This is a genomic window from Paraburkholderia sp. SECH2 (assembly GCF_030464795.1).
GTDB lineage: Bacteria > Pseudomonadota > Gammaproteobacteria > Burkholderiales > Burkholderiaceae > Paraburkholderia > Paraburkholderia aspalathi.
Genome location: NZ_JALPRH010000004.1, coordinates 122375 through 136042, shown reverse-complemented (window position 1 = coordinate 136042; position 13668 = coordinate 122375). Strand labels below are relative to the sequence as shown.

The window sequence follows — 13668 nt, the reverse complement described above, 5'->3', positions numbered from 1 at the left end:
CGCCACGACCGCACCCTCTCACCACGGGAAGACAATGAAGGCCTCCGCCAGAACCGGACTCGAACAGTTCCTCACGTACCGTCTGCACGTCCTGAACAAACTCGCCGAGCGTGGCATCAGCGAGCGCTATCAGGACAAACTCGGCGTGACATTGCCTGAAGCAAGAGTGGTGGCGTCGGTGGGCTCGTTCGGACCGTTTTCGATCATGGAACTGGCGCGGCACGCCAACCTCGACAAGAGTCAGGCGAGCCGTGCGGCTGAGGCGTTGATCAAGCAAGGACTTGTGAAGCGCGAGCCGAGCGCCGAAGACGGCCGCGTCGTGCTGGTGTCACTGACCCCTGAGGGCCGCGCGCTCTATCGCAAGGTGATGCCGATCGCGCGCAAGTGGAACGGGGATATGTTCGACTGCCTCGACGAACAGGAAAAACTCGCGTTCGGCGAAGCGCTGGACAAGATCATCAACACGATGTCGGAGCGCGAGGAGTAAGCAACGGCGCGCGCAGGCGCGGGGTGCCCGCGACGGGCAATCCTCTGGCGCCGCGATCGCTCTGTTCGGCACGATTGCCACGCTACAGCGCAGCCCCTCGGCACGTTCCAATTGCACGACTTCCTGCAATCCTCTACGCCGAAGTCCGCTCGCGCCGAAGTCACTTCGTTTCGGTGCTTTGACCGTCAACGCTGGCGCTGCCTGCGTCCTTAGTTGTAGCGCTCGCCGCGCCCGACTCGCCGCCGAGACCATCGCCGGCCACTCCGCCAGCGTTGGCCGCGCCGGCCACTCCACCGCCGCCGTCGGCCACGCCGTGAGCCTGAGCCGCAGCCTGCCCCTGAGCGCCACGCGCAAGCCGCCAGGCAATCGCGCCGAGCGAGCCGACGGCCAACAACAAAGCGGCCCACAACATGTAGCGCCGCATTGCATCGGGGTCTTTGCCCGATGACTGCGCATCAGCCTCCGGCCCAACGGGCAATTCCTCACCCACCCGCGCCATCACCGCAACCGACGAAGCGCCCATCAGCAGATCCGCCCGGCTCACCGCCGACGACACCGCAGCCGCATTCCCCACCGCCAACGTAAACGGCGCCGCGCCGCGCGCGACAAAGGTGAGCGTCGCCGGACGCCAGCCCGCGGCGACGGTCAACGCACCGCTTCCCAAACCGCCGTTGCGCGTGTCGACCACCACGCGCCAGTGGCGATCCGTGTCGGGCTCCATTTCAAGCGATGGATTGCTCTGTTCCACCGTGCCGTTATGCAAGCGGAACAGCGTCGCGCTCGATACCTCTCGCCACGCCGTCTCCAGACCCGAGCGCGAATAGACGACGGCCGGCGCCACCGTATTCGGCTGCGGGAGATTCAGACGCAAACGATCGACGGGATACGGCCCACCGCTCTCGAAGAAATACTCACCGGCTTTCGGCCCCGGATGGGCGACGATCCCTTCGCGCCATTGCCGTTGCATATCCGCGCGCTGCGCCGCGCCGGCGCTGGACACCTGCACCTGAGCGTCGATCGATTCGACATACGGCGCGCCGTCGAGCCAGTGCAAACGCAGATAACGCGCGCGCATCCCGTTGAGCTCGATGCGATCCTGGCTCAGCGTGCTGCCGTTGTAGCTGACCTTGAGCAGTTGTGCCTCGCCCGCGGGTTGCCAGTTGCGCAGATCGTCACTCGACTCGACACTGACACGCCCCTGGTAATTGTCGTCACGCACATGCACGACCAAGGCATCGACCCGCGCTTCGCCTCGCACTTCGCGCGCGACGTCAATCAGATCGGTGTCATGTTGCGAGCGATCAGGCGGCGCCGAGGTTGCCCGCAGCGAGCCGTCGGCGGCAATCGTCACGCCGAGTGGCGCACCGGTGCCGCCGGAAGCGGCGGGCGGCAAGGGAAACCAGTGCACCGTTCGCAATGTGGCCGGCGCGCGGGCTGACTCGCGTGGCGCGTCAAGCGAATACGGCACAGGTTCGCCGGCGCCATTGAATACGCGCACATCACCGAGATCGTTGCGCTGACTGGCAGCGTAAACGGCCGCCGGCAACGGCACGCTGTAATAGGCGGCGCCGCTTTCGAGTTCGAGCGCAAAACGCAGGGCAAAACGATCGGCCGCTACGGCCGCCGTCGATACCCACACGGACGAGATCGCAAGACACCACCCCGTCGCTATCAGGACACGCTTCATTGCTCAGTTTCCAGAACGGCCGCTTTCGGCGGCAACGGCGAGAAGTAGCCTATCAGCAGCAGCATCAGACCGATACCGATGAACGACACGATCCGTTCGATACCCGTCACGTGCGACAAATCGAACAGGAACAGCTTGACGACGGTCGCCGCCAGCAGGCCGCCGCCGATGAACCAGAATATCCGGCTCGCCCGGCGCGTTGCCCAGATCATCATAGCCAATGCGCAGACTGTCCAGAACACCGATATCGAAGCCTGCACGAGCATCGAATGTGACATCTCGTCGAGCTGATACGGCACGCCGATCCAATGATGCAGCGTGCGCAGCAGCATCGCGTTGAGCCAGATAAATCCGGTCACGCCGACCCCCACCTGCAAGGGCACACGGTATTCGCCGACCGGCACACCCAGCCGGTTGATGCGCACGAGCCACAACGCCGCCAGCGCAAAAATCACCGCCTGCACCAGGTCGAGCGGATTGAGTAGCGGCAGCTGCGCCCAAGCGCCGCCATCTTGTGTCAGGTTCGCGTAGAACGTCCAGACCCACATCACCAGCACGAGCGGCGTCGATGCAATCGCGCACAAGCGCACGATGCTGTCGCGACGCGCGAGCCACAGCCCGGCAAATGCAAACGCGCTCCAGCCGACCAGAAACACCTGTTGGAAATTGAACGACGCCAGCACGGCATCGACATCGTACGCCGCATGGAAATGATGATGCAGCGTGCGCAGCAGCAACGCGTTGAACCATAGGAACAGCGTCGCGAGCACCGCATAGTCGAAGGCCCGCGGATGCCAGTGCACACCGAGTTCGCGCAACCGCCGCAGCCACACGGCGCAGGCGATGAACGCGAGGATCTGCGCGACATCCAGTGGATTCAGAATCGGCAGCCAGAAGAGCGGCGCGGCGCTGCCGTCGCTCGTCACGCTCGCGATGCTCCAGGCCCACAGCAAGGCGGCGAGCGGCGCCGCGGCCCACACCTGATAGGCCATTACGAAACGCGCGACCGGCCAGCGCAAACGATGCCCGACGCCCGCCACCAACAGCAGCAGAATGCCGAAGCCATAAGCCCACGCGCTCCAGCTCCATGCGCCTTCCGGCACGTAGGCGCGCAGGCCCCAATAGCCTTCGAGCGCGACGAGCGCGCCGGCGGTCCAGAACATCAGCGTATGAAGCGGCGCAAGCACACGATCGCCGACATCGCGTTGCTGACGCCACAGCAGCAAGTAGGTGAACGCGGCGGCGACCGCGCAAACCAGCCAACCGTAACCGCTGACCGGCGCCATGCTCAACATGAACAGGCCCAAGGTCAGCAGAGCGAGAACCGGCACGAGCGCGAGCGCCGGAAGTTCGACGAGCGGCCAACGCAGCTTGCGGCGCGTGCCGTGCGCGAGCCACGCTGTCAAAACGGCGAACAACGCGACGACGGCAGTCTCGAAGCGATCGCGGTCATACGCAAGATGGGTCTGCGCATACGTGTTAATTTCGCTGAGACCACCCAATATCCACCACGACAGCCCCCACACGCCGGCGACAAGGCCAATCTGAGGCATCCACGCGTGCCACGCGCCCGCCTCGCTCCGCCCATGCAGCCGCCATCCCGTGAAGATGCCCGCGACCGCGATCAGCACGCTCGCGATGTACGCACCGTTGAGCACCGGCCAGGCATGCGCGGCATCGATCTGCGCAAGCGTGCCGACCACATACGCACCCGCCGCGGCCAATTGCATCAGCAAGCCGAAGCCGAACGCGATCAGGCGCCGCTGACGCACAGCGAGCCAGGTGATCGCGGCGCCTTCGATTGCCCAGGTCGCGCTCGTGGTCGGTCCGGTGAAAGCGAGCGGGATCGCGAGCGTGGCAAAGATCACGGCCAGCGCGAGCATGGCTTCGAACATCATGCCGAGATGCGCGCGCCGCCGCGCGAGCCAGCCCGCGATCGCGAGGTAGAACGCGGCCAGCGCCACCGCGCTCCACGCGAGACCGAATTCGGTGCCTTTCATCAGCGCCGCTTGCAGACCGATCGCAACGAGTGGCGTGCCGAACACCAGCGTGCCGTCGACGTAATGCTTGAGCGCGACCTCGCGGCGCACCGCGTAGAGCAAGGCGATGCCGACGTACATCAGGAAGAACAAAATCAGGAACGGTTCGGTGCTGGCAAGCAGTTCGGGCCGGTAGGCCGTCACGCCCCACGCGGCGCCGATCGAAAACGTGAACACGAAGCCGAGCAGATTGAGAGGCCGCCACGCCTTGAACCACGCAATCGCGAAGATGCCCGCGTTGAGCAGCGCGTAGTAGCTGAACAGCATCACGTGACTGCCACCGCCCGTCGAGAGGAGCACCGGCGCGAGGAAGCCGCCCGCGCTGCCCATGAAGGCCAGCGACGACGCGTTCTGCCGCACCGCCAGAAACGCGCTCAAGCCGCAGATCGCGATCATCAGCGGCAAGGCGGCACCCGCCGGCAGCAGATGGTAGAGCCTGGTTGCGGCGAACACGGTCAGATAGAGCGCGCCGACGCCACCGCCCTGCAGAATCAGCCCGTACGCGCCGCGGCGCTCACCGATACGCCAGCCGAGTCCGATCAGCACGGTTGCAGCAAGCGCGACGCCGGCAAGGCGGAATTCGATCGGCAGCAGGCTGTTGTCGGCTGCGTATTTGAGCAGGAACGCAATGCCGAAGAACAGCACGATGATGCCGACCCGCACAACCGTGTTGCCGCCGAATAGCCAGTCGCGGCCACTTTTGAAGAGGCGTTCGGCGAGATTGGGACCGCGCGGCGGAGACGGTGGTGCGGGCGGGGTTTGCGCTGGCAGTTGTTCGGTGGAAAGCGCGGGCCCGGCGGATGGCGACAGCGTCATCGGGCTGGTTGACTGAGCACTCAGCGTGCTTGATGCACCTGAAGCGCTCGATGCAGGCGTGCCGGCCGACACGGGTGGCGTGACCGCAGTGGCGCTCGCCGTCGGGCGCACAGCGGCTGGTTGCGCCGGCCTTGCCTCAGACTCGGGATGCGACTTCTGCCCCACCGCGGGCGGCATCGCGTACGGACGTGGCACAACGTTGGCCGGACGCAGTTTGAGCGCCGCAGGATCGCCATCCACGCTTTCAGCCGCCGATGCACCGGTGACGCTGGCCCGCAATTCGTGGATTTCGCCACGCAGCGCAACGATCTCGCGCTCGAGTTGCTCGACGCGCTCGGCTAATGTGCCGGATGGGCTGCCGGGTTGGCTCACGCTATAGGCCGCAGCCGGCTTGGACGCGGGTTCGTTCGCGACACCCGGACGCTTCTTTTGCAACAGCCGTGCAATCGCAACGCCGGCCACCCCACCCACCAATGCACCGAAGCCGATCGAGAAATCGTTCGACACGGCGGCGATTATCCCGACCACCACGCCGATCACGGCAAATATCACGCTCATCGCATCCCTCTTTTATTGTCTTCTGTTGCGAGATCCATTTGTCGCCCGGATTAATCCGAGAATATCGCGTCAGCAATACAGCGAAAATCGGCGCGCAGAATACCACGTAAATCGCGCTTTTGAGCCATCGGGCGAGCGCTGTCGGATCGTGACGCTTATTTGCTGATGCATATCGATTTTTCCCAACTTTGCGCGCTTATTTCCAGAGATTAATCCGCCGGCGGGTAGGCATGAGCGCATCGCGTGCATTAACAATCTACGCAATATGGATGACAACGGATACCACCCAATCTCGGGCGCAGTTCGACGGGCACACCAATTACCTGGACAAATCCAGGAGCGGTGTCCGACTCCATATTGCTCAATAGACTGACCGCGCTGAAAACCATCGTCCCGCCGCGAACACGGCAGCCCCGGCGAGGCAGCCGCGTTCGCGGCAACCCGTCAACCATGTCAAAATTCGGAATCGGCCGCCAGGCCTTCAGTCACCCCCATTTCATCCAGGGAAGCTTCAGTGGACATCAACAAACAGGTAGCGGCCCTCACCGCCTCAGAACTTCAAACCGCCGGCGCGAGCCAGGCGACGGCGATCGCCGTCAGTGTCGTGCTGCGTCATCTGCGCTCGCCCGAGCTGGCGAAACTGTTGTCGTCGGCGTTCGAAAACCACCAGGCGGTCATGTTGCAAACGCCGTGGCCCGATCCGATGCTGCAGGCGTTCGAATCGACCCGCCGCTTTCTCGAAGGCGCCGTGCAAGCCGAGTTGCCAGGCACACAAGCCGAACCGCAGCCGCCGGCACCGGACGCCTGAGCGCTGCCGGGCCCACCAGGCCTGGCACCAGGTCACAAGAAAAACAAAAAACCCCGTCAGTCCAAAGACTTAACGGGGTTCTCTGCTACATATTTGTTGGTGCGAGGGAGGGGACTCGAACCCCTACACCCTTGCGGGCGTCAGGACCTAAACCTGGTGCGTCTACCAATTTCGCCACCCTCGCAGCCGGGCAAAGCGCTGTGCGTTGTGCCCGATGTCCTGCATGCCCACGGCCGCGTTAAAACCCGCGCCCGAAAGCGTAAGCGCGAGATTCTAACCGATTGATTCGCAGTTGTCTGCATTTGCTCGTGCATCGGCCCATTGGGCGTCGATGCTACAATTTTTGGCTAAACGCACGCACGACGTGCCCTTGTTCGCCCGCCCTTCCCCACATTCCTATCCCGTGAATTTCGACGAATACTGCCAGCAAAAAGCGGCGCCGCCCGGATCGAGCACTTACTATGCGCTTCGGCGGGCGCCCGCGGCAAGCCAACCGCTCCTGACCGCGCTGTTCGCGCTGCGTCGCGAGTTCGAGGAAACCGTTAAGGAAACCAGCGATCCGGCCATCGGCCGCACCAAACTCGCGTGGTGGCAAAACGAACTCGCCGCGCTGGCTTCGGGCTCACCGTCACATCCGGTTTCCAAGGCGCTGGCGGCTTATCTGCCCAACGTAGAAACCGAATATCCCGAGTTGCAGGCCTTGCTCGCCGGTTTCGAAATGGACCTCGACCAGGCGCGCTATCTCGACTACCCGAATCTGAGGCGCTATGTGCAAGGCGTCGGCGGCACCTTCGCGTCGCTGGTCGCGCGTGCTTCGGCGAAAGACAGCGCGCAGGCATCGACCTGGTCCGCGGCGCTCGGCGAGGCGCTGCAGCTTGCGCAGTTCGTCGCCGAAACCGGCAATGATGCGCGCCACGGCCGCATCTATATTCCGATCGACGAAATGCAGCGCTTTAACGTCACCGCTGCGGATCTGATCAATCGGAAATACTCCGATGCGTTTACCGAGCTGATGCGCTTCGAGACCAAGCGCGCGCGCGACGCGGTGCAAGCAGCGCTCGCCGCCATGCCCGCAAATGAGCGCCGCTCTCAACGCACGCTGGTGGCGCAGGCGGCACTCGCCGTGGCGCTGCTGGATGAAATCGAACGCGACGGCTATCACGTGCTGCATCAGCGCATTGCGTTGACGCCGATCCGCAAACTCTGGATCGCGTGGCGCGCGAAGTAAGCGCGCGACGCAACGGCCGCCAGCTCATGCTGATAAGCCAACGCCGTCCATCGTCAGACGCGTAGCAACGGCAGCGGTTCGAACCGCTGCTGCAGGATCGCGGACGCGTCGAGCCCCCACCACGGCCCGAGCACGGTCGCGTAGAGTTGCTGAAAATCGACGCCGACCGGCAAGTTGCCATTGCCGTCGAGCCGCGCGAGCACCGGCGGCACGCCGTATAAACCGCCCCGCACTCGCCCGCCCATGACGAAATGCGGCGCCACGGTGCCGTGGTCTGTGCCGTTGCTCTGGTTCTCACGCGGCCGCCTGCCAAACTCGGCATAGGTCATCACCAGCGTCTCGTTCCAACGGCCGAGCTCCACCAGCGCCGATTTCATCGACGCAACCCCATCAGCCAGTTGCTTGAGCAGCGCCGCCTGTTGACCCGGCTGATTCTGATGCGTATCGAAGCCGTTCAGCGTCAAACGGATCACCGCCACACCCTGCCCGCTCTTCGGCTGTCCTTGCGGAGTATTCCCGGCAGCGAGCACCTGCATCGCCGTCTTGATCGAACCGCCGAATGCGCCGCCGGGAAACACCGTCTTCAATTGCGCCTGACCTTGCGTGGGACGCAGACGATCCGCGGCTTTCACGATATCGTTCTCGACGTCGAGAATGTGCGCCAATTCCGGATTGCGCTCGTGCAGCGACACCGGCGTGACGAGGCGCGAAGCCTTGACGAACTGTGCCGGATTGACCAGCGCGATCGCGCGTGCGCCGTTGGCAAGCGGTCCCATTTCGGCGCTACCGATCACCACACCGTCGGCGGCAAAACCGGCGGGCACCGGCGTCTGCGCGAACGCGCGTGTGAGCCAGCCCTCCCGCAGATATTGATCCGAACGCGAGGCGGTGTCCCAGATCTCGATCGAGCGGAAATGCGACAGGTTCGGTTGCGCGTAGCTAACGCCCTGCACGATCGCCAGTTGCTGGCTCTGCCAAAGCGGCATCAGCGGCTGTAACGACGGATGCAGCGCGGTGCGCTCGTCGAGCTGGATCGCCTGCTCACGTTTGATGCCGATGTTTTTCCGCAGCTGATAGTAATTGGGATCGGCAAACGGAATCACGGTATTCAAACCGTCGTTGCCGCCCTTCAGTTCGACGAGGATCAGCAGGTTGCCGTAGCCTCGATTCGTTGCGCCGCCCACTTCTGCCGCCTGCGCAGCGAACGCGCGTGGCAACCAGAGTGTCGCGCCGGCAGCGGCGCCCATCGAGAGAAAGCTGCGTCTTTTCATCCTGCACCTCGTTCGATTGTCATGGCGCGTGTCTTGCCGCCTTCGACGGATCGTTTATTTGCGCTGCTCATCGGCGTTATACGGTTGAGCGGCTCAATTCCGTCGCCCGTCCGCGCTGCTCACTTTCTCACTTCAGCTGATAAGCCGGGTCCATCAGCAGCGCCTCCAGATAAGCGCTGGCGGTCGAATCGGTTTCGATCGCGTCGACTGGCGTGAGCGGCAAGACCGCGTGCTGCAACTGAAGCTCCGCCGACAGCCCCGGCTTCGCCGTCGGCGCGGTGTTGTAATGCGCAAGCCACGTGTCGATATCAAAGCGTACGCCACCCTGGCTGACCGGGCCGACTCGCGCCATCGCGCGCTGCATCGGCTGACTCGCCGGCATATTGCCAGGTGCGCCACTCGCCGCGATCTTTGCGCCCACCGGATTGTTCACGCGCTGCGGACGGGCGGTTTCAGTCGCGCGAAACAGTTGCTCGACGAATTGCTTGCGCGCCAGCAGCGTCGAGCTATTGATCCATATCGTACCGCCCGGCCATCCTTTGACGTTGGGCGGGTAGAACAGGTTCTCGCCAAGCGTGCGGATCTGTGCGGCGAATGGCGCCGTGTTGTCGTAGCCAATGTCGAACGCACGCAGTGTCCCGACCACGAATTCAACCGGCGATTTCACTAGCACGCCGCGATCGCCGTCGTCCCAGAACGCGTCGCTCATGAAAAGGCCGCGCAGCGCGACCTTGATATCGTAATGACTCGCGCGGAACTGGGCAGCGATCGGCGCGATGCGAGCGGGGTCCGGTGTGTCGGAGACGAACTCGCGCCACAGTTTGGTCGTGACGAAGGTCGCGGTTTCCGGTCGCGCAAGAAGGATGTCGAGCACCTGATCGCCGTCGAACGGACCCGTTTGACCGAGCACGGTCTTGTCGCCATCGTCGTGCAGGTTGGCGCGCCACACGTAAGCCTGGGTGTCGGGGTCGAGACTCCACCCCGTGTAGGCACGCGCGGCTTCCGATACGTCACGTTGTGTGTAGTGCCCTTCGCCCAGCGTGAACAGCTCCATCACTTCACGCGCGAAGTTTTCGTTGGGCTTGCCCTTGCGATTGCTGGCACCGTCGAGGTATTGCAGCATCGCCGGATCCTTCGCGACGTCGTGCAACAACTCGCCGAAGTTGCCCAGCGCGTCGCGGCGCAACAGCATGTTCTGCTGCGCCATCTGCTGCGGATACTGGACCTTGTCCTGGCCGGAAGTGAAGTGGTTGTGCCAGAAGAGCGTCATGCGTTCGGTCAGCGGCGACGGCGTCCAAAGCATCTCGCGCACCCACCATGCGCGTAATAGTTCGTAACGCTGGCCGCGCAGCCGCTGCTCGTCGCGACGTTGATCGTCCGTCCATGTCTTGCGAATGTCGCGTGTCGGGATGGGTTCGAGCACCCAGTCCGGCAGCGGCGTGACAGATTCGGTTCGGGCTGTTGCGAGCACCTTGTCCACTGCCTGCTCGCGCGTGAGGCCGACGTATTGCGCGACCTCGCCGCTATCGGGCGCAAAGCCGACGCGCGTCAGGAAAAAGCGGGCATCGTCGGCGTCGAGGGTGTCCTGGTCGGCCACGGAAACGGCTGACGCGGCAGACGGCGCGCGATGCTTGTTGTGGGGAGCACGAGAGATAGAGGCGCCCTGCTGCACGGCCGGCGCCGGTGCACACCACGTCACGGCCACTAACGCCGTGGCCATGACTGCCAGCCAGCGCCCATCTTTACCGCCTGTCAGCACTTTCATCATCGGTCATCCGGTTGCGGGGCATCACGGAAAGGCATTCGCGCACGGAAAAACGCTCTATGCACGCGCTGTGCTCTGGCGACTCAACGGCAGATGGAACGGGAAAGTTGACGGGGGAAGTGCAACGAAATCTTTCATGCGCGGAGAAACGGAGTCCGGCTGACGACCAGCGTGCCCAGGAGCAGGCACGAAAATAGCTACCTCTTATAGAGCTCGCGGACAGCGTCTTCGATGTGCTGCCGTAACAGGCGCCGCTCGTCGGGCGTCATATGACCATCACGACGGCGTTGATCGAGATCGGGGGGAACTGCAGTGCGCAACATCACGTCTGACGCAGGGCGGTCGTTAGTGACGCTGGGGTTGTGGCGACCCGCTTTGGAATTAGGCGGCTTGGGGCCGCGCTCGCTCGCAGCTCTGTCGGCCGAAGGCTGGGCGTGGGCGAGCGTTGGTCCTAGTGTGCCTGCAAGCGTACCGGCAATCGCCAGTGCAATTACGCTCAGGCGCACATTCGGCCAAACCCCTCCCTTCATGTTGTTCCCTTCGTGGCGCGGCAACCGGCTACCTCAAATGCGTATACAAACCCCGGTAGCGAGCCGGGTGCGAGAGTTTTAGTCGTGTGAAGTATCCACCGAACAGCCGCATTCAGTAAAGGAGTCTACCTGCCCATGCTTTACGTCGTGCCACAGTGCGGGTAAATTTTGTAACTGACTGTAACCCGATAAATGATGCAACCGCGCGCTACTTTCTAATCGCGCTAAGATGCCGACCATGGAAACCAAAAACCCTTCGAAAATCCTCGTCGTCGACGACGATCCGCGCCTGCGCGATCTGCTGCGCCGCTACCTCGGTGAACAGGGCTTCAATGTTTACGTTGCCGAGAACGCGCCGTCCATGAACAAGCTCTGGGTGCGTGAGCGCTTCGACTTGCTGGTGCTCGATCTGATGCTGCCAGGCGAAGACGGCCTGTCGATCTGTCGCCGCCTGCGCGGCAGCAACGACCGCACGCCGATCATCATGCTGACGGCCAAGGGTGAAGACGTCGATCGTATCGTCGGCCTCGAAATGGGCGCCGACGACTACCTGCCCAAGCCGTTCAACCCGCGCGAACTGGTCGCGCGGATCCACGCGGTGCTGCGCCGGCAATCGCCGTCGGAGCTGCCGGGTGCGCCGTCCGAAACCACCGAAGTGTTCGAGTTCGGCGAGTTTGCGCTGAATCTCGCCACTCGCACGCTGACCAAGGCCGGCCAGGAAATACCGCTCACCACCGGCGAGTTCTCGGTGCTGAAGGTGTTTGCGCGCCATCCGCGTCAGCCGCTGTCGCGTGAAAAGCTGATGGAACTGGCACGCGGCCGTGAATACGAAGTGTTCGACCGCAGTCTCGACGTACAGATTTCGCGTCTGCGCAAGCTGATCGAACCGGATCCGGGCAGCCCGCGTTTCATCCAAACCGTCTGGGGTCTCGGCTACGTGTTCATTCCTGACGGTGCAGCCTGAGTTTGCTCTCCCACCCCAGTGTCGACCAGAGTTGGCGCTTCAGCGCCTTACCTCTGGTCCCATGCAAAGCGGTCGACCAGAGTTCGCGCGTCAGCGCGACTACTCCGGTCCCATACAAGCTAGTTCCAGATAAGAAGGGCCCATGCGGATCGACCGGCGCCTCCTGACGCTCGCGTTCGGCGGCCTTTTCTGGCGGACCTTTCTGTTGATCGCGCTGTTGATCGCAGTCAGTCTCGCCGCGTGGTTCCAGAGCTTTCGGGTGATCGAACGCGAGCCGCGCGCGCAGCGCGTGGCGTTGCAGCTGGTCGCCATCGTCAAGCTCACGCGCACCGCACTCCTCTATTCCGATCCTGACCTGCGGCGCGCCTTGCTGCAGGACCTGGAGAGCAATGAAGGGGTGCGCGTGTATCCGCGCGAAACCACCGACAAGTACAAGCTCCAACCCGACGAGTCGCTGAACCGGCTGATCGAACACGACATTCGCGGCCGCCTCGGCGACGACACGGTCATTGCACAAAGCGTGAATGACATCCCCGGCGTCTGGATCAGCTTCAAGATCGACGACGACGATTACTGGGTGGCGCTCGACCGCGATCAACTCGACAACGCGACGGGCCTGCAATGGGCCGGCTGGGGCGTGTTCGCGCTGGCGCTATCACTATTCGGCGCGGCTTTCATCACCAGTCTCGTGAACCGCCCGTTCGCCCGGCTCGCCATGGCTGCTCGCAAGGTCGGCTCGGGCCAGTCGCCAGAGCCCTTGCCCGAGCGCGGCATGGGCGTGGCCGCCGAGACCAATCGCAGTTTCAACCAGATGGTGCAGGACCTCGAACAGCTCGAGGCCGACCGCGCGCTGATGCTCGCCGGTATCTCGCACGATCTGCGCACGCCGCTCGCACGGCTGCGGCTCGAAACCGAAATGAGCCCGTCCGACCAGATCACCAAAGACGCGATGGTCGACGACATCGAGCAGATGGACATGATCATCGGCCGGTTCCTCGATTACGCGCGTCCGGTGCAGCGGGTGCCGGAGCCCGTCGACCTGTCGGTGATTGCAGGCGAGCTTGCCGCGCGGATGCAAAGCGAGGACAGCATGCGGCTGATCACGCGTCTCGCGCCCTCGGCGGTGATCGAGGCCGATGAGACCGACATGCGGCGCGTGGTGGGCAATCTGCTGGAAAACGCGCGCAAGTACGGTTTGAGCGACGGCGACGGCATACCGCACGTGATTCTGGAAACCCGGGTATCGCACTCGCGGGTCGAGTTGTCCGTGGTCGACGAAGGGCCAGGAATTCCTGAAGACCAATTGGCGCTTGTCACGCGACCGTTCTATCGCGTGAATTCCGCGCGCACCCAGGCGAACGGCACGGGCCTCGGCATGGCCATCGTGCAGCGGCTGGTAGGCCGTTATCGCGGCGCGCTGCGTCTGCGCAACCGCACACCAGGTCCGGGCCTCGAGGTCACAATCGAGTTTCCGCTCGCAAAAGGCGCCTGACCGGCTGGGCGTCGCGCAGCCCG

General features: G+C 63.7%; 10 protein-coding genes and 1 tRNA gene. 5 read left to right on the top strand and 6 right to left on the bottom strand.

From position 1 onward, the window contains the following. Positions 1–34: 34 nt before the first annotated feature. Positions 35–487 carry a MarR family winged helix-turn-helix transcriptional regulator gene (locus M0D66_RS09905; RefSeq protein ID WP_054039525.1) on the top strand — a complete coding sequence of 151 codons (453 nt, stop codon included), beginning with the start codon at positions 35–37 and terminating at the stop codon, positions 485–487. 160 nt (positions 488–647) lie between these two features. On the opposite strand, the gene M0D66_RS09900 is transcribed toward M0D66_RS09905, so the two are convergent. Both M0D66_RS09900 and M0D66_RS09895 read right to left on the bottom strand, forming a co-directional pair. After that, complete coding sequence (locus M0D66_RS09900) at positions 648–2174, bottom strand: DUF3999 domain-containing protein (RefSeq protein WP_266210672.1); 1527 nt, start codon at positions 2172–2174, stop codon at positions 648–650. After that, positions 2171–5587: a DUF2339 domain-containing protein gene (locus tag M0D66_RS09895; protein ID WP_266210671.1), complete on the bottom strand. Its 3417-nt coding sequence runs from the start codon at positions 5585–5587 to the stop codon at positions 2171–2173. The genes M0D66_RS09900 and M0D66_RS09895 overlap by 4 nt, the downstream gene beginning before the upstream one ends. 514 nt (positions 5588–6101) lie before the next feature. On the opposite strand from M0D66_RS09895, the gene M0D66_RS09890 reads away from it, so the two are divergent. Continuing rightward, on the top strand, positions 6102–6395 hold the full coding sequence (locus M0D66_RS09890) for a hypothetical protein (RefSeq protein WP_093632685.1): 294 nt from the start codon (positions 6102–6104) through the stop codon (positions 6393–6395). Positions 6396–6492: 97 nt separating this feature from the next. On the opposite strand, the gene M0D66_RS09885 is transcribed toward M0D66_RS09890, so the two are convergent. Then, positions 6493–6579, bottom strand: a tRNA-Leu gene (locus M0D66_RS09885). Positions 6580–6798: 219 nt separating this feature from the next. Between M0D66_RS09885 and M0D66_RS09880 the strand changes: the two genes are divergently transcribed. Continuing rightward, positions 6799–7623, top strand: a complete 825-nt coding sequence (locus M0D66_RS09880; RefSeq protein WP_266210670.1) for a squalene/phytoene synthase family protein — start codon at positions 6799–6801, stop codon at positions 7621–7623. A gap of 53 nt (positions 7624–7676) precedes the next feature. Here M0D66_RS09880 and M0D66_RS09875 read toward each other — a convergent pair whose 3' ends face one another. The 3 genes from M0D66_RS09875 to M0D66_RS09865 all read right to left on the bottom strand — a co-directional run bounded on the left by M0D66_RS09875 (position 7677) and on the right by M0D66_RS09865 (position 11189). Then, the gene (locus M0D66_RS09875; RefSeq protein ID WP_266210669.1) at positions 7677–8894 is read right to left on the bottom strand and encodes a DUF1501 domain-containing protein; all 1218 of its coding nucleotides are present in this window, start codon (positions 8892–8894) and stop codon (positions 7677–7679) included. Positions 8895–9021: 127 nt separating this feature from the next. Continuing rightward, positions 9022–10662 (bottom strand): DUF1800 family protein, encoded by a 1641-nt coding sequence (locus M0D66_RS09870; RefSeq protein WP_266210668.1) that lies wholly within the window; start codon positions 10660–10662, stop codon positions 9022–9024. A 194-nt stretch (positions 10663–10856) separates the two neighbouring features. Continuing rightward, positions 10857–11189, bottom strand: coding sequence for a hypothetical protein (locus M0D66_RS09865; RefSeq protein WP_093632682.1), 333 nt, complete (start codon positions 11187–11189; stop codon positions 10857–10859). A 238-nt stretch (positions 11190–11427) separates the two neighbouring features. On the opposite strand from M0D66_RS09865, the gene ompR reads away from it, so the two are divergent. Both ompR and M0D66_RS09855 read left to right on the top strand, forming a co-directional pair. Beyond that, positions 11428–12153, top strand: coding sequence for a two-component system response regulator OmpR (gene ompR / locus M0D66_RS09860; protein ID WP_033379433.1), 726 nt, complete (start codon positions 11428–11430; stop codon positions 12151–12153). 142 nt (positions 12154–12295) lie between these two features. Next, positions 12296–13645: an ATP-binding protein gene (locus tag M0D66_RS09855; protein ID WP_093632681.1), complete on the top strand. Its 1350-nt coding sequence runs from the start codon at positions 12296–12298 to the stop codon at positions 13643–13645. Positions 13646–13668 lie beyond the last annotated feature (23 nt).

Coding starts and splice junctions, on each gene's coding strand:
- M0D66_RS09905 (WP_054039525.1), top strand. CDS start 35: ATGAAGGCCTCCGCCAGAACCGGACTCGAACAGTTCCTCACGTACCGT.
- M0D66_RS09900 (WP_266210672.1), bottom strand. CDS start 2,174: ATGAAGCGTGTCCTGATAGCGACGGGGTGGTGTCTTGCGATCTCGTCC.
- M0D66_RS09895 (WP_266210671.1), bottom strand. CDS start 5,587: ATGAGCGTGATATTTGCCGTGATCGGCGTGGTGGTCGGGATAATCGCC.
- M0D66_RS09875 (WP_266210669.1), bottom strand. CDS start 8,894: ATGAAAAGACGCAGCTTTCTCTCGATGGGCGCCGCTGCCGGCGCGACA.
- M0D66_RS09870 (WP_266210668.1), bottom strand. CDS start 10,662: ATGATGAAAGTGCTGACAGGCGGTAAAGATGGGCGCTGGCTGGCAGTC.
- M0D66_RS09865 (WP_093632682.1), bottom strand. CDS start 11,189: ATGAAGGGAGGGGTTTGGCCGAATGTGCGCCTGAGCGTAATTGCACTG.
- ompR (WP_033379433.1), top strand. CDS start 11,428: ATGGAAACCAAAAACCCTTCGAAAATCCTCGTCGTCGACGACGATCCG.
- M0D66_RS09855 (WP_093632681.1), top strand. CDS start 12,296: ATGCGGATCGACCGGCGCCTCCTGACGCTCGCGTTCGGCGGCCTTTTC.